Origin of the sequence: Curtobacterium luteum, from assembly GCF_001475545.1 — a bacterium.
Lineage (GTDB): Bacteria > Actinomycetota > Actinomycetes > Actinomycetales > Microbacteriaceae > Curtobacterium > Curtobacterium luteum_A.
Genome location: NZ_LDQC01000015.1, coordinates 36,493 through 56,665, shown reverse-complemented (window position 1 = coordinate 56,665; position 20,173 = coordinate 36,493). Strand labels below are relative to the sequence as shown.

The following is a 20,173-nucleotide window of genomic DNA, read 5'->3' as shown; positions in this document are numbered from 1 at the left end:
CGACGCGAGCCGTGCCTCCCGGTCGGTGGTCGCGCGCCTGCGCGACGTCGCCGTGCGCTACGCACGCCGCGGCGAGCCCACCGTCTCCGGGATCGACCTCGAGCTGCACGCCGGCGGCACCGTGGGCCTCGTGGGGGAGTCGGGGTCCGGCAAGTCGACGATCGGCCGCGCGCTCGCCGGCCTCGTCCCCGTCGTCGACGGCAGCGTCGAGGTGGACGGCAGCGACCTCCGCACCGCACGGGGGAAGCGCCTGCGCGAACTCCGCAGCCACGTCGGCATCGTCTTCCAGGACCCGGCGTCGTCGCTCAACCCGCGGCAGACCATCGGGTGGAGCATCGCCGAGCCGCTGCTCGTCCACGAGCCGGCGGTCGATCGTCGAGCGCGCGTCGAGGAGCTCCTCCGCGCCGTGCAGCTCGACCCCGCGTGGGCCGAGCGGTTCCCGCACCAGCTCTCCGGCGGCCAGCGGCAGCGTGTCGCGGTCGCCCGGGCCCTCGCGCTCCGACCCGCGGTCGTGATCGCGGACGAGCCGACGAGCGCGCTCGACGTGACGGTGCAGGCCGCCGTGCTCGACCTGCTCGCCACGCTGCAGGACGAGTTCGGGTTCGGGATGCTGCTCGTCAGCCACGACCTCGCCGTCGTCCGGCAGCTCGCCGACGAGGTCGTCGTCCTCCACGACGGCCGCATCGTCGAACGCGGCCGCACCGAGGCCGTGCTCGACGACCCACAGCAGGACTACACGCGCATGCTCCTCGCGGCTGCGCCGGTCGCCGACCCCGTACGGCAGGCCGAGCGCCGCGAGGCGTGGCGTGCGTGGGAAGGGGTGGCCTCGTGACCGCCAACGTCGTCGATCGTCCGGTCGCCGCGTCCGCAGGGCGGACCACCGGGTTCCGCGCCGTCGTCCGTCGCGTCCGGCAGGACCGCTGGGCCGTCGCGTCCGCCGCCGTCATCGCCGTGTTCGTGGTGGTCGCGATCGCCGCACCGCTCATCGCCGCGATCAGCGGGCAGGACCCGTACGAGTACCACGTGGACGCCCTCAACGACTTCGGTGCGCCCCGAGGTGCCCTCGGCGGCGTCAGCGGCACGCACTGGTTCGGCGTCGAGCCGTTGACCGGTCGCGACCTCTTCGCGATCGTCACCTACGGCGCACGGACCTCACTCGGGATCGGCCTCGCCGCCACCGCGCTGTCGATCGTCATCGGCGTGCTCGTCGGCGTCACCACCGGGTTCTTCGGGGGCTGGTACGACCGGGTGCTCTCCCGCATCGTCGACGTCATCTTCGGCTTCCCGTCGCTGGTGTTCATGATCGCGCTGACCGCGATCGTCCCGACGTCGTTCCCGAAGCCGGTGCTCGTGGTCCTCGTCATCGGGTTCTTCGGCTGGCCGGCGGTCGCCCGCGTCGTCCGTGGGCAGACGCTGTCGCTCGTGACCCGCAACTACGTCGTGGCCTCCACGGCGATGGGCGCCGGACGCTGGCACGTCATCCGGACCCAGCTGCTGCCGAACCTCGCCGCGACCATCACGGTCTACGCGACGATCTCGATCCCGTCGATGATCGGTGCCGAGGCCGCGCTGTCCTTCCTCGCCGTCGGGGTCACCCCGCCGACGCCCTCCTGGGGTCGGAGCATCGGCGACGCGATCGGGTGGGTGCAGACCGACCCGATGTACCTCGTGTTCCCCGGCGCCGCGCTGTTCCTCGTCACCCTCGCGTTCAACGTGCTCGGTGACGCCCTCCGCGACGCCCTCGATCCCCGTGGAGGTGCCCGGTGAACACCCTGCGCTTCATCGCGGTCCGGGTCCTCGGCGCCGTCGTCGTGCTGCTCGTCGTCGCCGCGATCACCTACGCGCTGTTCCTGCTCCTGCCGACGAACCCCGCGCGCGCGATCTGCGACAAGCCCTGCACGCCGGACCGACTCCGCGAGGTGCAGGCGTTCCTCGGCACCGACAAGCCGTGGATCGCACAGTTCGGGGCGTACCTCGCCGGGATCTTCGCCGGCCGGACCTTCGGCTCCGGGGCGTCCGTCATCCACTGTGCCGCGCCGTGCTTCGGGTACTCGTTCCAGCTGCACGAGAACGTCACCGACCTGATCCTGTCGCGCCTGCCCGTCACCGCGTCGATCGCCGTCGGGGCCGCGCTGCTCTGGCTCGTCGCCGGTGTCGTCGGCGGGGCGGTCTCGGCACTGCGCCGCGGGACCTTCGTGGACCGTGCGGTCATGACCGTCGCGGTCGCCGGGGTCTCCTCGCCGTCGTACCTGATCGGGCTGCTGGCGATCCTGCTGTTCGGTTTCGTGCTCGGGATCCTGCCGACGAGCGGGTACGTGGCCTTCACCGACGACCCCGTGGGCTGGTTCACCCACCTGATCCTGCCGTGGTGCGTCCTCGCGTTCATCAGTGCCGCGATCTACGCCCGTCTCACCCGGGGCGAGATGCTCGAGTCGATGTCGCAGGACTTCGTCCGGACCGCTCGCGCGAAGGGTCTCCGCGAACGCCAGGTCGTCGTGCGGCACGGCTTGCGGACCGCGATCCTGCCCGTGGTGACGCTGTTCGGGCTCGACCTCGGTTCGCTCCTCGGCGGCGCGGTCATCACCGAGAAGGTGTTCTCGATGCAAGGCCTCGGGGCGCTGCTCATCGACGCGGTGCACACGCTCGACCTGCAGGTGGTCGTCGGGTTCACCCTGTTCTCGGCGCTGCTCATCGTCGTCGCGAACATGATCGTCGACATCGTGTACGCGTTCGTCGACCCGCGGGTGCGGCGCCGGGCGTAGGCGCCGGTCCGGTCCCGACTGCGGCCCGACCGCGGGCGAGGCACCGGCACCCCGGCCCGGGTCAGCCCTCGGGGTCGTCGCCGGCGCGCAGCAGCACCGGCACGAACACGCCGAGGGCGAGCGCCAGGAGCGCGACCGTCCCCGCCACGGCCAACCACACGCCGCCGACGGGGCCGGTGCCGCCCAGCAGTGCGTTGACCACGAACGCGACCGCCTGGGCCCCGACCTGCAGGGCGACGAACCGCAGCGCCGACGGCACGAGCGCCCGGAGCTGCACCCGGGCGGTCCGGGGCGTCCACGCCCACACCAGGCTCGTCGCGAGCACGAGGTGCGTCGTGAGGAGGAGCACCGGGAGGTCCGTCCCGTCGATCCCGGCGAGGGCGAGCTGCACGACGAGCAGCGCCGCGAACGGGCCGCGGGGCACCACCGCCGCGGCCACGGCGAGGACGATCGCGACGACGAGCCAGCCGCTCGCCCCGACCACGACGACCGACCCGACGACACCTGCCACGAGGCCGAGCGCGCCGATCGACCACGCGGGGACCGCCGGACCGATCGACGGTGCTCCGGTCCGTTCCGCCCGCGACCGGACCGTCATCCGGCCCGCCGAGCGCGGCTGAGCAGACGGAGTTGCACGGCGGGGGACTCCCCGTCGCCCGTCCGCCACCGGATCAGTTCGACGCCGGAGGCGGTCATCTCCGTGAGGCGGTCGGCGCGCTCGAGGGCGAGGAGCCGGGCCGCCGCGCGCTCGTGCCGGCTCGCCCGTCGGTGGTCGGGCGTCGGGAGCACGTCGACGGCGACGACCCGGTGTCCGGTGGCTGCCCAGGCCATCGCCATCGTCGAGGCCTGATCGTCGAGGAACGTCGAGAGGACCACCACGAGCGACGCCGCCGGGACGAGCGGCATCCGCGCCGTCGCCGTCGCGTCACCGGTCGGGGTCACCGCGGCGATCGTCGAGCGGAGCCGCTCGAGGTGCCGGGTACCGCCGCCGGGTTCGACCGATCGCGCGGTCCCCGCGACGTCGCGGAAGCCGACCCGGTCACCGGCCCCGATGTACGCAGTGGCCAGGGAGACCGCGGCCTCGCGTGCGAGGTCGAGCGACGTCGCCTCGTGGCTGCCGTGCCGGGCGCCGCTCCACTCGGTGACGTCCGCGCCGAGGTCGTCCCGGCCGTCGAGGACGAGGACGACCAGGGCGTCCGCCGTCGCGAACGTCCGGCGCACGTAGAGGTCGCCTGGTCGCTCGGCACGCCGTGCCGTCCGTCGCCAGTCGATCCGCCGGAGCCGGTCGCCCGGGGCGAAGAGGGCGACGTCGCGGAACTCGCCGCCGTCGCCGGGGCGCGCCGAGTCGTGCGCACCCGTGATCCCCGTGACCCGGCTCGGCATCGGGAGGTGCTGCATGCGCAGGTGCGGGGGCGGGACGACCGCGGACCGCGCCGGCCCCTCGGCCGGCACGGAGACCGCCGTGCCGCCCGGGCCGAGGAGGGACAGGTGCGTCCGCACGATCTCCTGGGGGCCCGAGTGCGTGACCGGGACGGTGCCGGTGAGGCGTGCCGCGCGACGTGGTTCGACCACGACGACGTGTCGTCGGTCGCCGGCGACCCGGAGCTCGACGGCGACCGCCTCGACCGTGGGTGGCAGGACGACCTCGGCCCGGTACCCGACGCCGCGACCGGAGTCGGCCGGCGCGAGGGTGATCGTCGTCCGGGCCGGGGCAGCGCCGAGCCGCGGTCGGGCCCCGAAGGCAGCGGTCACCAGGGCCGGCAGCGCGACCAGGACGAGCTCGGGGCGTCCGGTGACGAGACCGAGCCCGGCGAGCAACACCCCGGCCGCGAGTCCGAAGACCAGCGCCGGGTTCCGCACCCAGACCGGCGCGGACCCGGCCACGGGGCGGGCTGACGGTCCGTCGGGGACGCTCACCGCGCCTCCAGGCCGGACGCACCGGACGCCGCGGACGCAGCCTGCCCGCTGGACGCCCCCGCCCCGACCACCGGCGGCCCCGCCACCTGCGCCACGATGCCGCGGACGATCAGCGCCGGGTCGACCCCGTTCGCCCACGCCTGCGGCGTCAACGAGATCCGGTGCGCGAGGACCGCGACGGCAGCGGTCTTGACGTCCTCCGGCGTGACGAAGTCCCGCCCGTCCATGACGGCCCGCGCACGACCGACGAGCATGAGCGCCTGCGCACCGCGCGGCGACGACCCGACCTGCACGTCCCGGTGGGTGCGCGTCGCGGCCGCGAGGTCGACGCAGTACAGCGCGATGTCCTCGTCGACGTGCACGCCCTCGACCGTCGCCTGCATCCGCAGCATGTCCGCCGCATCGACCACCGCGGGGACCACGGCGACCTCCTGCCTCCGTCCGATCCGGTTGAGGAGCACCTGCTGTTCGCCCTCGCGGGTGGGGTAGCCGACCGAGAGGCGCACCATGAAGCGGTCGAGCTGCGCCTCCGGTAGGGCGTACGTGCCCTCGTACTCGATCGGGTTCGACGTCGCGACGACGTGGAACGGGCGCGGGAGCGGGAAGCCCTCGCCCTCGACCGTGACCTGCCCCTCGGCCATCGCCTCGAGGAGCGCCGACTGGGTCTTCGGCGACGTCCGGTTGATCTCGTCGGCGAGGAACATCTCTGTGAAGACCGGGCCGGGCCGGAAGACGAACTCGGCCGTCGCCGGGGCGTAGACGAACGACCCGGTGATGTCCGCGGGCAGCAGGTCCGGGGTGCACTGGAGCCGGCGGAAGTCGAGGCCGCAGGCGGCGGCGAGGCTCCGCGCCGCGAGCGTCTTGCCGAGCCCGGGGACGTCCTCGAACAGGACGTGACCGCCCGCGAGGATGCTCGCGAACGCCAGCTCGAGCGACTCCCGCATCCCGACGACGACCGCGCCGACCGTGTCGAGGACCTCGCGGCTGCGGGCGGCGACGTCGGCGATGGGCAACGGTTGTGCGCTCTGCGTCGTGGTGTCGGTCACGGGTGCCTCTCGGTCGTGGGTTGCAGGGTCTCGAGCGCGGTGAGCACGCTCGCGAAGGTGCCGAGGTCGATCTCGGACCGCCGCTCGCGCACCAGGACGGCGACCACCCCCGGCGGCAGGATCGCCTCGATCGCCGTCCGGTCGGCCGGGTCGTCCAGGTCGAGTCGGTGCAGCATCCGGAGACGGTGGCGGGCCACCGCGCGGGCGCGGGCGAGCGTCCGTTCCGGGACGCCGCCGCGAGCGCGCAGCGCCCATGCCGTCTCGGACAACTCGCGTCGGGCGCCGGGCTCGGACCGGACGGGAGGCACGGGCCAGTTCAGCGGGACGTCCTCACGGATCGCGGTCCACGTCAGCCCGACCGCGGCGACGACACCGCCGACGGCCAGCGCCTGCAGGACGCCGACACCGAAGAACCACGTGATCGCTGCCGCGACGACGGCGAGCACCAGCACGCCGGCGACGCGACCGCGGGTCACGAGCGGCCCGTCGGGGCGTCAGTCCACTGTGCGTCGAGGGTGCGCAGCGCTGCGCGGACCGCGGTGACGTCGTCGTCCGTCGCGGAGGTCCCGCCGAAGCGCACCGCGAGGTAGCAGCGGCGGAGGGTGCCGAGGGCACGCTCGTCGACGTCGAGCTGCCGGAGGATGCGGGTCGTGAACTCGGTCGGCGTCTCCGAAGCTCCGCGACGGAACCCGGCGTCCTCCGCGGACTCCTGCAGGCCGAGCCACGCCGCGGTGACGGCGTCGGACGGGTCGCGGCGCGCGGACAGCACCTCGAGCGCACGCCCGATGCCACGGCGGAGGTGCTGCCGGCCGACATCGGCGGAGGGATCGACCGGGGCCTCGACCGTGAGACCGGCGACGTTCATCTCATCCGGGCGCTGGCGCGGCCGGCGCTTCCGCCAGAGGTGCAGGACCACGAGCGTCAGCAGTGCGGCGACGACCACAGCGAGGACGACGAGGACCCAGGTCGCATCGACGTGCTGTGACGCTCGGGCTCCGAGCGGCTGCGGTTCGTTCGTCGCAGGTGGTGGCGACACGGTCGACACGACTGCGGGCGGACGGGCCGGAGCGACGCTGGGGGACCAGCGCGCACCGGTCAGGACGGGTCGGGCGCCGATCGCGGCTGCGACGACGACGAGTGCTCCGAGGGCGAAGGCGGCGACGGGGACGAACGGGAAGCCGCTGCGGCGTGGATCGTCGTCGTTCCCCATGGCCCCACGCTACCCCGGGCGGCTGCCGGACCGGGAGCGGATCCGTCCGGTGCGGTCCGCGGGTGGGCTGCCGGACCGTGAGCCGTGCGGTCCGGTGCGGTCCGCGAGTGGCCGACGGGTCCGACCGACGGTGGGGAGGCGACCGATCGGGAGGCGCGACCTGCCTCCGTCAGGCGGGTCGCGCCTCCAGGCCGGTCACCGCTGCGCGTCGCTCCCGCCGCCGGTGGCGCGCGACGACCGCGCTCGTGGCGGCCGCCGTCGCGGCGCCCACGAGCGCCAGCCACCCCCACCCGGACAGCGGCAGCACTGCGGACACCCCCGGGGACAGCGAGAGGCCTCCGAACGTCGCCGTGACCACCACGGTCAGGACGACGACCGAGCTGGCATCGCCGAGGGGACTCGGCGCCCGCCGTCGCAGGAACCAGTCGGGCAGCGCCGCGAGGGCCCCTGCCACGAACCCGTACAGGAGGGCGGTGATGGCCGCGAAGAGCAGCACGGGGACGAGGAGGACGATGAAGCTCAGCCCGTCCGGAGACCCTTCGACGACCGCTCCCGCGATCGTCCAGACGACGGGAACCGCGACGGCGGCGGCGGCACCTGCCCATGCCGTCGTCAGCGGCAGGACCGAGAGCAGCGTCCGGCGGGTCGCACCGCCACGGGGGTCGTCCGCGTGCGGAGTGCTCAGCTCGTCGGTCGCCACGGTCGTCACCCTAGCGAGCTGGGCTGCGGGGCCGTGGACGGTGGTCCAGCTCTCGCCGGAGCGCGCGCACCACGGGGAGGAGGGTCTCGAGGCCGCCCGGCCCGGCCTCGAACGGGCGTCCCAGGGAGGTCCGCGGTGTGAGGACGAGCGAGGAGTCCGCGTCGAGACCGAACCAGATCGCGTAGTCGACCCGAGCGCCGCGGGAGTCCTTGCTGGCGAGGCTGATCCGCCCGATCCGAGCCCACGGGACGTCGAACACCGGTGCGTCCCGGTCGGGCGTCCACCCGTGCAGTCCGTCCGGGTCGATCGTCCAGACCTCCGGACGCGGACGGGGGAGGTCCTCGCTCCTGCGGATGCCCTTCGTCAGCACCGGCAGGAAGAACGCGGGCCGGTGTCCGCTCGCACGGATCCGGGCGAGGACCCGTCGACCACGGCGACCGCTCCACCACGTGCCTATCGACATGGCGAACCCGACGACGACCAGCAACAGCTCGACCAGGACGACACTCCCGACCCGACTGCTGCGGGCCATCTCGGCGACGAACGCCGGCGAACGGAACTCGGCGACGATGAGCGCCGGGGCGCCGAGCACCAGGACCACGGCGACCAGGTGGACCGGCCACGACGGTGCCGCGGTGCCGTCGCGGAGGCGCTCCACCCACTTGTCCCTGATGAACGCCACCGGCCCATCCTGCTCCGAGACCATCGGGAGCGGCGGGGTCAGAACGCGGTCAGTGCGTCCCGGAGCATCCGGTGTCCCTGCGCCTCGAACGTCTCGTCGTGCACCGCGTACGCCCACACCGCCGTGCCGACGGCCTCCCGGAGCTGCAGCCAACGCCAGTCCTCGGGGTGACGCGGATCCGAACCGTAGCCGTCGAGGAACGCCCGCTCGAGCTCGGGGTGGTGCTCCCAGTACAGGACGGCGAGCCGGGTGCAGTCCGTGGCGGCCGGGCGGATCGCGAACCGACCGTAGTCGATGGCGAGGAGTCGGCCCCGGTGCACGAGCCAGTTCCGGGGGTGCCAGTCGCCGTGCGTCGGGACGACCATCGCCGGACCGGGCGCGTAGTCCTCGAACAGCGCACGGGTCCGCTCGGCCGTGGCCGCGTCGATCCGGTGGGGCTGGCCGAGGAGTCGGAGCACCTTGTCCCGCTCGCGGTGCAGGTACCGCCGGTCCTCCTGCGCGGACTGGTCGTGGAACCGTCGCAGGACGGCGCCGGCCTGGCGATGGAGGTCGGCGTCGTCCTCGTGGGGTGTGCCGAGCGCGAGCCGGCCCGGGAGCCGTTCGAGGACGAGGACCCGTGCGTCCGCGTCCGCCGCGATCAAGCGGGAGGTCTGCGCACCGAGGACCTCCGTCCAGCCGTCGCGGTGCGCGGCGAGTTCACGGGGGAAGTGCGCGTTGTCCGGGCCGGAGGCCTTGACGACGTACTCACCGGCGGCGTCCCGCACGTGGAGCACCCGAGTGTCGAGCAGCCCCCACGAGTCGTCGGCGACGAGCTCGGGATCGTCGAGGAACGACCGCAGGAACGCGACCTGTGCCTCCCGCAGTCCGCTCGTCCCCCAGTGCACACCTCACCCTACGACGTGCTCGTCGCGCATCATCTCGCGGGGACCACGCCGCGGTCGACGGAGCCGTCTCAGGAGTCGAGGAAGCGCTCGATCGCGGCGATGGTGGTCTCGTTCCGCACGTGCCGTTCGGCTCGGATGCCGCACTGCTGTGCGCCGAGCACCGGGGCTTCGTTGTCGTCGATGAAGAGGACCTCGTCAGGTGACGCGTGCATCCGCTCCAGGGCCATCAGGTACGCGCCCGGGTCCGGCTTGGCCACGCCCTGCTCGTGGCTGTAGCAGATGGGGTCGAAGAGGCTCGAGAACCCGAAGCGGCGTTCTTCCTCCTCGCGCGCACCGTCGCCCGAGTTCGAGAGGATCGCCAGGTGAGCGCGGCCCCGCAGCGACCGAGCGTGCTCCAGGAGCTCCGTGTTCGCGGTCCCGCAGTACGCGTCCCAGAACTCGGCGGCCATCGTGGCGACCTGGTCCGGGTCCGCGTCGAGCGCGATCCCGGTCTTCCGCCAGTACTCCTCGGCGACGCCGGTCCGCAGCGACATGTCGGGCAGGTCGGCGGCATGCATCCGAGCGCGCACCTCGTCCGCCGTCACACCGAACCGGGCGGCCCAGGTCTCGCGCAGCACATCGGGCCATCGATCGTCGTCCACGAGCTCGAGGACGCCGCCGACGTCGTAGAGGATCCACTGCATCGCGGCAGACTAGCGCGGCCATGTCTCATCGAGCGCTGTGCAGGACGGCGCGCTCCTCGGCCGCGGTGAGTCCCGACCGCCGCGGTCGGTCCAGGCCTCGGGACCGCTCGTCCTCCAGGACGTCGGCGACGGTCGACGCGAGCGGACGGACACGCCCGCCCATCTGTCGGAACGCGTGGGTGGAGCGCTGTGCCATGGCCACGTCGGACATCGGCAACCACAGCGGCAACGACCGAGGTCCCGCCCAGTACCGGACGTCGTGCGCGAGCAGCACCTCGTCATCGACCTCCTCGACGGAACCGTCGAACCCGGCGACGGCCGAGACCTGCTCGAAGAAGTCCGCCATCGGGAGGGGCTCCCCGACCGTGTTCGCGAAACCGACGCGTCCTTCCCGCGCGGCGCTGCTCAACCAGGCCGAGAGGTCGGAGACGTCGATGACCTGCGCGAAGCGCCCCGCAGTCGTCGGGGCGAGTGCGCGGCCGCCCCTGCTCAGCCGCGCGGGCCAGTACCCGAACCGGTCGCTCGGGTCGCCGGGGCCGACGATCAGCCCGGGTCGGGCGACGAGGAGCCGGGTCCCGAGCCGAGCAGCGCTGTCCCGCTCGGCGGCGACGTTCGCGTCCGCGTACCGCGTCGGGTCCGTCGGTTCCACCAGTGCTGCCGACTCGTCCGCATCCGGCTCGTCGTTCCGGGCGTACACGGAGGCCGTCGAGACCAGCGTCCAGTGCGCTGCACCGTCAGCGAGCGCGTCGAGAGCCGGACCGACGAAGGCGGGTTCCGAGGACAGCTCGATCACCTCGTCCCACTCGCCCCGTACGCGGAGGTGGGCATCTGCGTCTCGCCGGTCAGCGCGGACGAGGCGGGCCCCGTCCGGCACCGGCCCCGACGCACCGCGTGCGAGGCACGTCACCTCCGCCCCCGCGATGAGGAGATCACGCACGACCGCGCGGCCCAACCACCCGGTCCCGCCCAGCACCAGTGCTCTCATGATCCCAGCCAACCGGCCCGACGACGTCTCCGGGCGCGGATCCGCTCACAGCGCACGATCATCGTCTGCACGGTCGGCAGCCTGGTCGGTGTCCGCCACGCGCCGATGCTGAGCATCCGGTCGTGCCGCGCCGCGGGGTTCGAGGCGCTTTACGGGACCCAGAGTCGTCCCGTGCTGCACGGAGGAGCGGACCGCCACCGGGGTGTCTGTCCGCGCCGGGGCGCGTGGTCGTCGGGAACCACACGCGGCCGGGCCTGACCAGGATGAGCAGGCCCCCGGCGTCCCCGATGGTCGGGATGGTGAACGCGAGATGGTGTGAGCCCTCGACGTCGCGCCCGACGAAGCGCACTCGGCTCTGCCCGATCGTCAATACGGCGTTCGGTCCATCTCGTGTCATGACACACCCGAGTCGGTCGAACGCCACGGCAACGGCCGGGGCGAACCCTGTGGAGAGCGAGGCTTCGTCGATCCGCGTCGTGCCACCCCACATCGTCAACAGCGGTTGCGGTCAGGGATGTCGAGTAGACAGACGTGTACGTGTTGTGCCAGTGTCAGATGTGTACGGTGGAACGTCAAATGGTGATCAAGGGGTATTGATGGAAACATTCGGTCGCTCAATCCGGCGCGCGGCTTCTGGCTGTGCCGCGCTCGCTGTCGGCGGAGCTGTGCTGCTCGGCGCACTTCCCGCGCAGGCGCACGACAGCGCAGACGGCAGCGGCGTCATCGGCGGGTGGTCCGAATCGGCCGGGGCGTTCCGGATCGCATCGTCGGAAGCAGCCCCGCGTGCGGTGAGTCACCGGGGGAAGGCTGAGCAGAAGACCATCAGTGGGACCACGCACAAGCGTTCACACGGCTGGACCACGTGGGTGGGGGTCCAGCACTACACGCGAGCCCGCTTGGAGCGTGGCAGCACCGTCGTGGCGGACTCTGGCCGTAAATGGGGCAAGTCCGGCACCGAAGCAGTGACGGCATGGAAGCCGTACCGGCCGAACCAGCCCGGCAACGGTGTCGGCACCGCGAAGACCTACTACGGGAAGTGACACAGCGCAGCGGGTGTGAGCAGCAGCTCCCACCCGCTGCGGCGTCGGAGATGACATGACCAGAGGACAGCTCGCGGTGGTGGCCGGCCTCCTCGTGCTCGCAACGGTGCTGACGGTGCTGACGGGCATCTTCGATGGACGGCGACGATTGGTTGCCGCTGAGGGCAACGATCTCCGCACCGGCGAAAGCGCGTGGGTGACCGCGAGCCTGCATGAACTCACGCGAGAGCGCAGCGCGTTCGCGCCGGGAACCAAGGTGTTCGTCAACGTGGATGACGGCGTTCGTGCCGTCGCCGTTCTCGCGGGACATTGGACGGACGTTCCGCTGCATGATGGGCATGCGCCAGCCGGTACGACGGGCGAAGCACTCGTGGGGGCCGACATCGAGGTCTCGAATGATGCGATCAGTGTCGATGGCACGGCGTACACGGTGGTGGGACGCCTCGGCCTGCGGGCAGGCAGTCTGCTCTCGGACGATGTGGTCATCGTCGATCCGTCGCAGTTCTCAGATGCGCCGCAACGGCTCCTTCTCGACGGCCCCGGCAGTGTCCGCCGCTACACGACGGCATTCCCTGGCCGCAGCGTGGAAGTGATCAGTCAGGGCACCGATCGGAGAACGAACGTTGACACCGTTTCGCCGGCCTTGGTCGCGCTGAGCGTCCTGGTGGTCATGCTGGTCACGGTGATCGCCGGCGTGCTGGCCGGATGGTGGGAGCTGCGCGCCGCTACGGTGCGTTTCAGGATCGGGATTCGCCGCTTGTCCTGCCTTCGCGCTGCCGTGGGCAAGGTGGGTCGCATCAGTGCTGTCACCTGCGCGGCGGCGTTGGCGGCGGAGACTGCGACGCAGGCTCTCTCCGGGATCGAGATGCACATCGCTCCGGCGGCCGTCGCCATGGCAGCGGTCTCGTTCACGAGCGCGGCTGCCGTGCTCCTGTACGGAAGCCGACAATGGAGCTGTTGAACGACATTCGGTCGAATTGGGGCGTCCTGGTTGCCAAGGTCGTCCTGGTCGTGCTGCTGGCCCTGTGTTGGTACAACGTCACGTCCTTCACCCAGTCCACGTCGCAAGCAATCGGACAGGGACTGTCGGGCAGTTCAGACGCAGAGCTGTACACGGTGATCGACGACCTCGAGCCCAACGCTTTCGAAGCGATGCGGCGCGACCCGCAGGCTCTCGACAAGGCCGCCGCATTCACCGACCGCATCGACGGCGCCCCTGGATTCGACTTCATCTCCTCGTACGACCAGCCCGTCACTGTCACCGACTTCCGCGGCGACGAACGTTTCGACGTGGGCTACGGCACCGAGTACACGCTCAAGGGCTCCTACCAGGATGAGTCCGGACGGACGGTCCAGGACGTCAAGTCCTTGCAGCTCTCCGAAAGCGCCTTCTCATTCGCAGGTCTTTCCGTGGGAGACGGCAGTCCGATCCCTTGGAGTGAGGTCGACTGGGGATCCGGGCGAATCCCGGTGCTCCTTGGTGCCGGCTACCGGGGCGTCTACGCACTCGGCGATGTCATCACCGGAACGGTCATCCTGCACGAGCAGGAACTCGAGGTCGTCGGCTTTCTCGAACCCGACACAGCCATGTACTTCCGTGGCGAAACAAATCACTACGTCGATGACACCATCCTCGTCCCGTATCCCCCATCGCTGACTGGTCTTGATCGAGCAGCGCTCGATCGGCAGGATCCGGAACTGTTCGGCCGACTCGTCTTCTAGGTGCTCAACGCGGACGTCGCCGTGGACCGGAGCCTCGATTCCGGAGACGTTCTCGCCCGGCTGGACAAGATCAGCAACGAAACCGGCTACACCTCGTACACCGTGCTCGGAGTACCGACCTACCTCGTGCAACTCTCGCTCGTGCGTCAACTCATCGAAGAGAACCTGACGCTCGTGATCACACTGCTCGGAGGTCTGACCATCAGCATGGGCATGATCGCGGCGTTCCTGAACCAGCTCCTGCAACACCGCAGACTGCCGGTAGCGCACGCGCACTACATCCTCGGGAAGAGCCCGAGCCACACGAATCGACTCTTCGGCGCATCACGCTTCACCGAGTACACCGCTGTGCTCGGAGCCTTCCTCGCCATCAGCGCGCTCCTCCCCAACAACAGCGACACGGCACGCCTCAGTACCAGCGTGGTCCTCCTGCTCTGGTGCGCGGCTGACGCCCTCTTGCAGGGACACAACCTCCGTACTGGTGTGACCGTCCACGAACGAAGAGGAACCGTTCGATGATCGCTCTGCGCGATGTCTCCAAGTCCGTCATCGAGCCCGACGGCTCCGCGCGAGTGCTGTTCGATCGCCTGGACTTCGAGCTGTCCGACCAGGACCACTCGGTCGCTGTCACCGGGCGGAGCGGCGCCGGCAAGTCGACGCTGCTCCGCATCCTTGCTGGCCTCGACACCGACTTCACCGGGACGTACATGCACGACGGCCGGATCCTCCAGAGAACGGCGCCCGAGATGGCTGCGCATCGACTGCGACACGTCGGCCTCGTGACCCAGGATTACAGTCTGTTGAACGACCGCAGCGTGCTCGACAACGTGCGGTTGGGTGTCCCTGACCGCGCGCGGGCAACCTGCGGAGCACTTCACGCCCTCGAAGCGGTCGGTATCAGCCACCTCGCCAGCAAGCGGCCTCGACGACTCTCGGGGGGCGAAGCGCAACGTGTCGCGATCGCCCGCGCCATCGCGAAACATCCCACCGTCCTCCTCGCCGACGAACCCACTGGTGCTCTCGACGAGACCACTGAGAGCGAAGTCCTCAGGCTCTTCGACCAGCTGCAACACGGAGGATGCAAACTCGTGATCGTCACGCACAGTGACCGAGTAGCCGAACGCTGCGAGCGACAGCTCCAGGTACACCGACACCAGCTCGTCGCACGATCCGTCAGTTGAAGATGGGACTGCTGCAGGTTTGGTTGACTCCTGACAGGTAGGGGCATTGGCTCCTGCTGGAAGGATGTGCGCCATGGTGAAGGCGTATCCGGAAGAGTTCCGCCGTGATGTGATCCCGGTCGCCCGGAAGGGCGAGGCGTCGGTGCGGCAGGTCGCGAAGGACTTCGGTGTGTCCGAGTCCTGTCTGGCCCGCTGGCTGCGGCTGGCCGACCGCGACGACGGCATCAGCGCTGCAGCGGTGCCGTCCGCGACAGCGGTCGAGCAAGCCGAGCTTCGGGAAGCGCAGAAACGGATCCGACTGCTCGAGCAGGAGAACGAGATCCTCCGCCGGGCGACCGCGTATCTGTCGTAGGCGCATCTCCCAAAATGATGTACCCGCTGGTCCTCGAACTCGCCGCCGACCGGATCCCGGTCGCGGTGGCCTGCCGGGTGTTGGGCTTTTCGAAGCAAGCGTTCTATCGGTGGCGAGCCGACCCGATCTCGCAGCGCGACTGGGACGATGCGCACCTGACCGACGCTGCAATCGACGTGCACCGCGACGACCCGACGTTCGGATACCGGTTCATCGCGGACGACCTTCATGCGGCCGGCCACCGAGCATCGGAACGGCGGGTGTGTCGGTTGTGCTCACAGCAGCGGATCTGGTCGCTGCATGCAAAGAAGCGGGGCCTGAACCGGAAGGCGGGGCCGCCGGTGCATGACGACCGGGTCCGACGCGCGTTCACGGCACCGGATCTGGACCGGCTGTGGCTGACGGACATCACCGAGCATCCGACTGGTGCGGGCAAGCTCTACCTCTGCGCGGTGAAGGACGCCTGCTCGCGTCGGATCGTCGGGTACTCGATCGGTGATCGGATGCGGTCCTCGCTCGCCGTCGCGGCCGTGCAGATGGCAGTGCACCGACGGAGCCCTGTCGGGACGGTCGTGCACTCGGACCGGGGCAGTCAGTTCCGGTCGAAGAAGTTCATCCGCGCCTTGGCCGATGCCGGGCTGCTTGGATCGATGGGGCGGGTCGGTGCGTGCGCGGACAACGCGGCGATGGAATCGTTCTTCGCGCTCCTGCAGAAGAACGCCCTGAACCGGAAACGGTGGGCGAACAGGCAAGAGCTCCGGCTCGCGATCATCACCTGGATCGAGGCGACCTATCACCGGAAACGGCGCCAACGTGGTCTGGGGAAGTTGACCCCGATCGAGTACGAGACGATCATCAACTCACAGGTCGCACTCGCGGCCTAAACGAACGAGTCAACCGAACCTGCAGCAGTCCCAGATGGGATCCGAAGGCGGATCGTTGAACGGACGGATCCGTTCTGCCAGCGAAGTCAGAATCGAGTCTGAGGCCCCGCACCAGCAAGGTGCTTGCTGATGGCTGGATCAGTCTGAAACGTAGAGGACATCGGGTTCCTGCTCTTCGTTGTCGTGCCCGTCGGTGGTGCGCACGGCGTGGAAGCCCCGCGATTCGTAGAAGTGGCGAGCGGCGGCGTTCCGCGCGAACACCCAGAGCCGCACAGCGCCGCGCTGCTCGTCGAGCGCGTCGGCGAGGAGCACGGAGCCGAGCCCGCTCCGGCGGTGTGGGGTCGCAACGTAGAGCTGGTCGATCCAGCCCGGGCGAGCGGCGACGACACCCACGATGTGGTCGGACCGCACCGCCGCTACTCGGACCCGGTGTTCCGGCAGGAGCACCGCACTGACCCAGGCGACGTCCTCCTCGAGCGAGTGGACGACCGGCAGCCACGGCATGGCGTCCGCCTTTGCCTGCTTGATGAGCTCTGCAATCGGTCGGGCGTCGGCCTGCCGCGCGTCTCGGACTGTCACGGTCGGGCGGGGCCCTGTGTTCCTCACCATGGAGCGCTGCCCCTCACGCGTCCTGTCGAGAGGCGTTCTCGGCGAGCCATGCCAGGGTCTCCGCGATGATGTCCGTGGGGCCGCCGAACCCACGGAACTCGGATCCGACGCGGGCCGCTGAGGTCGCGTGCCCGGGCACCCGGATGACCTGCCGGACCGCATACCGGATCCGGCCCTCAGAAGAGTCGCCCCACAGGAGTCGGGGCAGCACCACATGATGCCCCGCGAGACGATCGGTTCGCGCGTTCGGGGTCATTCGGTCAGCTTAGAAGCATCAACGCTGACGCGTCCCGATGACCGGTCCAGCTCCGGACGCTGTGACAGGGTGTCTGTGTGAGTTCCATCGAGGTGGTTGAGCGTCGGAGCCCTGGGGACACGCGGCGGATCCTCGAGGCGTTGCCTGACTGGTTCGGCGATCCTGTCGCGATCGACAACTACGTGTCTGCGACCGAGGATGCGGCGTTCGGGAGTCTGCTCGCTGTGGGGACTGCGGGTGTGGTCGGGATCGCGCTGACGCGGCGTCACTTCCGGGAGGCTGCGGAACTCCACCTCATCGCAGTCGACCCGGCGCAGCGCGGGTCCGGTGTTGGCCGAGCCCTGGTCGAACACATCGTCGATACGCTGCGGATTGACGGCTGCACGTTGCTCTCGGTGCACACGGTCGGTCCGTCGTTCGAGCACGAGCCGTACGCGCAAACGCGCGCCTTCTACCGCAGCGTCGGGTTCACGCCGTTGGAGGAACACGACGGCCTCGATTGGTCCGGTCCAACGCTCATCATGGTCCGGACTTCAGGCGCCGCTTGTTGAGGGGAGCGTGCCTCGTTTGTGGATCGACCAATGGCTCTCGCCGAGGCGTGAAGCCGTACGAGGTAGTCGAGGCCGCCCTGCCTGTCGTCGCGGGAAGCACTCTCGCGTCGTGAGCGTATCGACGATCTTGGCGACCCCACTCCACGGACATGGACGACGAGATATCGGGTGCCACTAGCAATTGGCTCCGGGTTCTTGATCGCGCTGTGCTTCTGGCTGCTTTGCACCGGTGGTACGACCGCGAAGTGGATCGGTGGGGTCGGGTTGGCTGGCCTCGTCGTCTGGGTGTTTGTGTTCCGAACGCTCTACCGCCGCGGCTACTGATTTATCCCTGTCGGCGTCTCGTTGCCGTCTCGCTGACCGATCGGCTAGCGAGCCGCGGGTGGGTCAATAGCTGCGTGAAGCTCCTCCGACTCACGCTCGATGCGAGCACGGCTCTCCGGGGAGAACCATCGAAGGGGTGTCGAGTAGACGACGCGCGCCTCGGCCTCGCCGCACTGCAACAGCTCGGCCAGTTGCGCAAGTGCATCGTGCGACGGAGCCTTAGTGACTACCTCAACCAGACGTGGCATATCCCTGCTCGCCTGAACCAGCGCGTCAAGCGTAGCCAAGCGCTGTGCGCGAGAATCTTCGTCAGTCATCTAGCAACGGTACCCACGCCACAGTCCGCGTCCTGATGGCCGATCGGCTAACGAGACGCTGCTGCCAGCAGGTTCGTGAGGTGGAACGCCCAGCCGTCCTTGTGTGCCGATCGGACGACCGATCCGTCAGGTAGCTGCGCGAAGCCAGCCTCGCTCAGGGTAACGAGACTGCCTCGACCGGCCTGCTTGATGTCGAACCGAACGTGCAGCGACGCAGGCCAGGCCGCCTGCTGCCACACGAAGCCGAGCGTGTTCGGTGGGGCTGCCTCCGTTACGTGACCGTCGGCGTACCGCTCTTGCCCGCCCTCAGTCCACGTCTCGCGCACTGCGGCGCCGACTTCCGGCCTCAGTGAGAGTTCCGGCCACCAGCTGTTGCGACCGTCGGTGAGTGCGAACCAGACCGCTGCGATGGAGGCTTCTGACGTCACTGTGAGCGACAAGCTGTCATCGGACATGTAGCGAACCTAACCCCACCGTTTCACTGACGGATCGACGAGCGGACGTATCACTACGGTGAGGACATGAACGAGCGGTACGGGACATCTGCCCAGACGGCGCGCGTGGATCGAGTGCGGGTGCACGCCTGGCTGAGTCAGCAGTCGTACTGGGCACAAGGCCGTTCCCGCGAGACGCAGGACGCCGCCATCGATGGGTCACGGAACTACGGCGTCTATGACGAGGACACGGGCGGCCAGGTCGCTTACGCCCGAGTGGTGACCGACGGCGTGACCTTCGCGTGGCTCTGCGACGTCTTTGTCGCGCCGGAAGTACGTGGGCGAGGCGTGGGCAAGATGCTCATTGCTGCTGTGATTGAGGATCTTGAACCCCTCGGCTTGAAGCGCACACTCTTGTCGACAGGAGATGCGCACGGGCTCTACGCCCAGTACGGCTTCGCACCCCTGGCTGACCCGTCGAAGATGATGGCGCGCGTCCGCTAGTCGGTCCTCCGGCGGCCACAGCGCCGTGCAGGGAGCCCGCCCGCCTCCTCGCGTCTCACATGGCTCGTCCGGATCTACTCTCGACAAGGGGCGGTCATACGGACGCCAGGCAGACGCCCCTGCTCACGCAGCGTCCGTACCGTCCCACCACCGCAGCACCCGTGTCCCGACGAGGGTGAGCCAGCGGGACGGCTCACCGGCGGGGACGTCGACCTCGAACCACTGCCGGCCCGGCGGTCGGTCACCCTGCACCCACCGTCCGTCGGCACCGCGGGCGGCGCGGACGACCTCGACCGCGCCCGCCGCACGAGGGTCCGGCGCTGTGCCGTCCCGGAGCGATACCGCCCGGAGGTGATCGGTCGCGCGGAGGACGCTGTACTTCCAGCGGAACGGGTACGCGAACTGGGTCGCCCACGAGCCGACGAGCGCTCCGTCCGACTTCCGGCGTAGGAGCCCCCGCTCGAGCAGGTACTCGGCACCCCGCTGTCGGGCAGCCCGCAGGGCAGTAGCGAGTGGGTGCCGTCCGTCGGTCAGGACCTCGTGCTGCAGGAGGCCCTCGATCACGTTGAGGGTCGAGTGGAACGACGACACGGTGGAGCCGTCGACCCAGTCGCAGTTCCACCCGCCGTCGTCCATCTGGTGGTCGAGGAGCCACTGCGCGATCCCGTCGACGTCGGCCCCGAGCCAGGCCCCGTTCGCGAGCGTGAAGGCGTTGATGCAGCAGTCGACCTCGCCGCCCCAGTACGGCAGGTCGTCGTACTCCCACCGGCTGTTCGCGTCGAGCCGTGCGGCGGTGTCACCGAGCACCGCGGCGTCGAGCCCCCACTCGCGCAGGTCCTTGAGCGCCCACGTGGTCGCCGTGTAGGGCTGTCCGGGCGCTGACGCCTCCGGGCCCTCCGGGTCGAAGTCGGCGGGGAAGTAGGCGCCGCCGCCCCACTGTCCGTCCACATCTTGATGGGCGAGCAAGGCAGCGCCGAACCCTTCGGACGCGACGCGGGCGCGGGTGGCCTGCCAGATGTCGACCGGCGCGCCGAGGAGGTCCCGTTCGACCTGCCAGCGGATCGCGGGGTCGGAATCGAGCAGCCAGTCGACGACGTCGTCCATGGCGCGCAGGCTACCGCGCTCCCAGC

General features: G+C 70.2%; 25 protein-coding genes. 11 read left to right on the top strand and 14 right to left on the bottom strand.

The features are described from left to right. The 3 genes from NS184_RS02810 to NS184_RS02800 form a co-directional block, all read left to right on the top strand. A partial coding sequence (locus NS184_RS02810; protein WP_152998020.1) for an ABC transporter ATP-binding protein occupies positions 1 to 832 on the top strand: 832 nt, incomplete at its 5' end. Further along, a complete protein-coding gene (locus NS184_RS02805) occupies positions 829 to 1,767 on the top strand; it encodes an ABC transporter permease (protein WP_058724621.1) in 939 nt (312 codons plus the stop codon). The genes NS184_RS02810 and NS184_RS02805, both read left to right, overlap by 4 nt. Beyond that, entirely contained in the window at positions 1,764 to 2,762 is a 999-nt protein-coding gene (locus NS184_RS02800) for an ABC transporter permease (protein WP_058724620.1), read from the top strand. Before NS184_RS02805 ends, NS184_RS02800 begins: the two co-directional genes overlap by 4 nt. A gap of 61 nt (positions 2,763 to 2,823) precedes the next feature. Here NS184_RS02800 and NS184_RS02795 read toward each other — a convergent pair whose 3' ends face one another. The 10 genes from NS184_RS02795 to NS184_RS02750 all read right to left on the bottom strand — a co-directional run bounded on the left by NS184_RS02795 (position 2,824) and on the right by NS184_RS02750 (position 10,869). Next, entirely contained in the window at positions 2,824 to 3,360 is a 537-nt protein-coding gene (locus tag NS184_RS02795; RefSeq protein WP_058724619.1) for a hypothetical protein, read from the bottom strand. Further along, entirely contained in the window at positions 3,357 to 4,679 is a 1,323-nt protein-coding gene (locus tag NS184_RS02790) for a DUF58 domain-containing protein (protein ID WP_193750373.1), read from the bottom strand. Before NS184_RS02790 ends, NS184_RS02795 begins: the two co-directional genes overlap by 4 nt. Then, positions 4,676 to 5,725, bottom strand: coding sequence for an AAA family ATPase (locus NS184_RS02785; protein ID WP_058724617.1), 1,050 nt, complete (start codon positions 5,723 to 5,725; stop codon positions 4,676 to 4,678). Before NS184_RS02785 ends, NS184_RS02790 begins: the two co-directional genes overlap by 4 nt. Continuing rightward, positions 5,722 to 6,201 (bottom strand): hypothetical protein, encoded by a 480-nt coding sequence (locus NS184_RS18645; RefSeq protein WP_058724616.1) that lies wholly within the window; start codon positions 6,199 to 6,201, stop codon positions 5,722 to 5,724. Before NS184_RS18645 ends, NS184_RS02785 begins: the two co-directional genes overlap by 4 nt. Continuing rightward, a complete protein-coding gene (locus tag NS184_RS02775; protein WP_058724615.1) occupies positions 6,198 to 6,935 on the bottom strand; it encodes a DUF4129 domain-containing protein in 738 nt (245 codons plus the stop codon). Before NS184_RS02775 ends, NS184_RS18645 begins: the two co-directional genes overlap by 4 nt. Before the next feature lie 169 nt (positions 6,936 to 7,104). Next, a complete protein-coding gene (locus NS184_RS02770) occupies positions 7,105 to 7,635 on the bottom strand; it encodes a hypothetical protein (RefSeq protein WP_152998017.1) in 531 nt (176 codons plus the stop codon). A 10-nt stretch (positions 7,636 to 7,645) separates the two neighbouring features. Beyond that, positions 7,646 to 8,317, bottom strand: a complete 672-nt coding sequence (locus NS184_RS02765; protein WP_058724613.1) for a hypothetical protein — start codon at positions 8,315 to 8,317, stop codon at positions 7,646 to 7,648. Between the two features lie 38 nt (positions 8,318 to 8,355). Further along, positions 8,356 to 9,201, bottom strand: coding sequence for a phosphotransferase (locus tag NS184_RS02760; protein WP_058724612.1), 846 nt, complete (start codon positions 9,199 to 9,201; stop codon positions 8,356 to 8,358). A 68-nt stretch (positions 9,202 to 9,269) separates the two neighbouring features. After that, positions 9,270 to 9,884: an HAD family hydrolase gene (locus NS184_RS02755; protein ID WP_242862952.1), complete on the bottom strand. Its 615-nt coding sequence runs from the start codon at positions 9,882 to 9,884 to the stop codon at positions 9,270 to 9,272. A gap of 25 nt (positions 9,885 to 9,909) precedes the next feature. Beyond that, positions 9,910 to 10,869, bottom strand: coding sequence for an NAD-dependent epimerase/dehydratase family protein (locus NS184_RS02750; RefSeq protein ID WP_058724611.1), 960 nt, complete (start codon positions 10,867 to 10,869; stop codon positions 9,910 to 9,912). A gap of 917 nt (positions 10,870 to 11,786) precedes the next feature. On the opposite strand from NS184_RS02750, the gene NS184_RS18845 reads away from it, so the two are divergent. The 6 genes from NS184_RS18845 to NS184_RS02715 all read left to right on the top strand — a co-directional run bounded on the left by NS184_RS18845 (position 11,787) and on the right by NS184_RS02715 (position 16,048). Next, positions 11,787 to 11,909 (top strand): hypothetical protein, encoded by a 123-nt coding sequence (locus tag NS184_RS18845; RefSeq protein WP_275935016.1) that lies wholly within the window; start codon positions 11,787 to 11,789, stop codon positions 11,907 to 11,909. Positions 11,910 to 11,964: 55 nt separating this feature from the next. Then, positions 11,965 to 12,870, top strand: coding sequence for a hypothetical protein (locus NS184_RS02740; RefSeq protein WP_058724609.1), 906 nt, complete (start codon positions 11,965 to 11,967; stop codon positions 12,868 to 12,870). Further along, a complete protein-coding gene (locus tag NS184_RS02735) occupies positions 12,858 to 13,631 on the top strand; it encodes a hypothetical protein (protein ID WP_058724608.1) in 774 nt (257 codons plus the stop codon). Before NS184_RS02740 ends, NS184_RS02735 begins: the two co-directional genes overlap by 13 nt. Continuing rightward, the gene (locus NS184_RS02730) at positions 13,632 to 14,150 is read left to right on the top strand and encodes a hypothetical protein (RefSeq protein ID WP_058724607.1); all 519 of its coding nucleotides are present in this window, start codon (positions 13,632 to 13,634) and stop codon (positions 14,148 to 14,150) included. Next, positions 14,147 to 14,812, top strand: coding sequence for an ABC transporter ATP-binding protein (locus NS184_RS02725; protein WP_058724606.1), 666 nt, complete (start codon positions 14,147 to 14,149; stop codon positions 14,810 to 14,812). The genes NS184_RS02730 and NS184_RS02725 overlap by 4 nt, the downstream gene beginning before the upstream one ends. A gap of 73 nt (positions 14,813 to 14,885) precedes the next feature. Then, positions 14,886 to 16,048, top strand: a protein-coding gene (locus tag NS184_RS02715) for an IS3 family transposase (protein ID WP_152998016.1) whose coding sequence is annotated in 2 segments (ribosomal slippage) — positions 14,886 to 15,162 and positions 15,162 to 16,048 — 1,164 coding nt in all. Because the reading frame shifts where the segments join, the coding sequence is not laid out codon by codon here. Positions 16,049 to 16,186: 138 nt separating this feature from the next. Here the strand turns inward: NS184_RS02715 and NS184_RS18165 are convergent. Together NS184_RS18165 and NS184_RS18160 are read right to left on the bottom strand one after the other, a co-directional pair. Beyond that, on the bottom strand, positions 16,187 to 16,627 hold the full coding sequence (locus NS184_RS18165; RefSeq protein ID WP_058724603.1) for a GNAT family N-acetyltransferase: 441 nt from the start codon (positions 16,625 to 16,627) through the stop codon (positions 16,187 to 16,189). A 43-nt stretch (positions 16,628 to 16,670) separates the two neighbouring features. After that, a complete protein-coding gene (locus NS184_RS18160) occupies positions 16,671 to 16,913 on the bottom strand; it encodes a hypothetical protein (RefSeq protein WP_193750372.1) in 243 nt (80 codons plus the stop codon). Between the two features lie 77 nt (positions 16,914 to 16,990). Here NS184_RS18160 and NS184_RS02700 point away from each other — a divergent pair, with 77 nt between their 5' ends. After that, a complete protein-coding gene (locus NS184_RS02700; protein WP_058724601.1) occupies positions 16,991 to 17,464 on the top strand; it encodes a GNAT family N-acetyltransferase in 474 nt (157 codons plus the stop codon). A 688-nt stretch (positions 17,465 to 18,152) separates the two neighbouring features. On the opposite strand, the gene NS184_RS02695 is transcribed toward NS184_RS02700, so the two are convergent. Then, the gene (locus NS184_RS02695) at positions 18,153 to 18,560 is read right to left on the bottom strand and encodes an SRPBCC family protein (protein WP_083513393.1); all 408 of its coding nucleotides are present in this window, start codon (positions 18,558 to 18,560) and stop codon (positions 18,153 to 18,155) included. A 66-nt stretch (positions 18,561 to 18,626) separates the two neighbouring features. Here NS184_RS02695 and NS184_RS02690 point away from each other — a divergent pair, with 66 nt between their 5' ends. Next, positions 18,627 to 19,043, top strand: a complete 417-nt coding sequence (locus NS184_RS02690) for a GNAT family N-acetyltransferase (RefSeq protein ID WP_058724599.1) — start codon at positions 18,627 to 18,629, stop codon at positions 19,041 to 19,043. Between the two features lie 123 nt (positions 19,044 to 19,166). On the opposite strand, the gene NS184_RS02685 is transcribed toward NS184_RS02690, so the two are convergent. Next, positions 19,167 to 20,147 carry a prenyltransferase/squalene oxidase repeat-containing protein gene (locus NS184_RS02685; protein WP_242862951.1) on the bottom strand — a complete coding sequence of 327 codons (981 nt, stop codon included), beginning with the start codon at positions 20,145 to 20,147 and terminating at the stop codon, positions 19,167 to 19,169. Between the last annotated feature and the right edge of the window lie 26 nt (positions 20,148 to 20,173).

Excerpts from the sequence above, each read along its gene's own strand:
- NS184_RS02795 (WP_058724619.1), bottom strand. The coding sequence starts at position 3,360 with ATGACGGTCCGGTCGCGGGCGGAACGGACCGGAGCACCGTCGATCGGT.
- NS184_RS02775 (WP_058724615.1), bottom strand. The coding sequence starts at position 6,935 with ATGGGGAACGACGACGATCCACGCCGCAGCGGCTTCCCGTTCGTCCCC.
- NS184_RS02755 (WP_242862952.1), bottom strand. The coding sequence starts at position 9,884 with ATGCAGTGGATCCTCTACGACGTCGGCGGCGTCCTCGAGCTCGTGGAC.
- NS184_RS02750 (WP_058724611.1), bottom strand. The coding sequence starts at position 10,869 with ATGAGAGCACTGGTGCTGGGCGGGACCGGGTGGTTGGGCCGCGCGGTC.
- NS184_RS02740 (WP_058724609.1), top strand. The coding sequence starts at position 11,965 with ATGACCAGAGGACAGCTCGCGGTGGTGGCCGGCCTCCTCGTGCTCGCA.
- NS184_RS02735 (WP_058724608.1), top strand. The coding sequence starts at position 12,858 with ATGGAGCTGTTGAACGACATTCGGTCGAATTGGGGCGTCCTGGTTGCC.
- NS184_RS02725 (WP_058724606.1), top strand. The coding sequence starts at position 14,147 with ATGATCGCTCTGCGCGATGTCTCCAAGTCCGTCATCGAGCCCGACGGC.
- NS184_RS18160 (WP_193750372.1), bottom strand. The coding sequence starts at position 16,913 with ATGACCCCGAACGCGCGAACCGATCGTCTCGCGGGGCATCATGTGGTG.
- NS184_RS02695 (WP_083513393.1), bottom strand. The coding sequence starts at position 18,560 with ATGTCCGATGACAGCTTGTCGCTCACAGTGACGTCAGAAGCCTCCATC.
- NS184_RS02690 (WP_058724599.1), top strand. The coding sequence starts at position 18,627 with ATGAACGAGCGGTACGGGACATCTGCCCAGACGGCGCGCGTGGATCGA.
- NS184_RS02685 (WP_242862951.1), bottom strand. The coding sequence starts at position 20,147 with ATGGACGACGTCGTCGACTGGCTGCTCGATTCCGACCCCGCGATCCGC.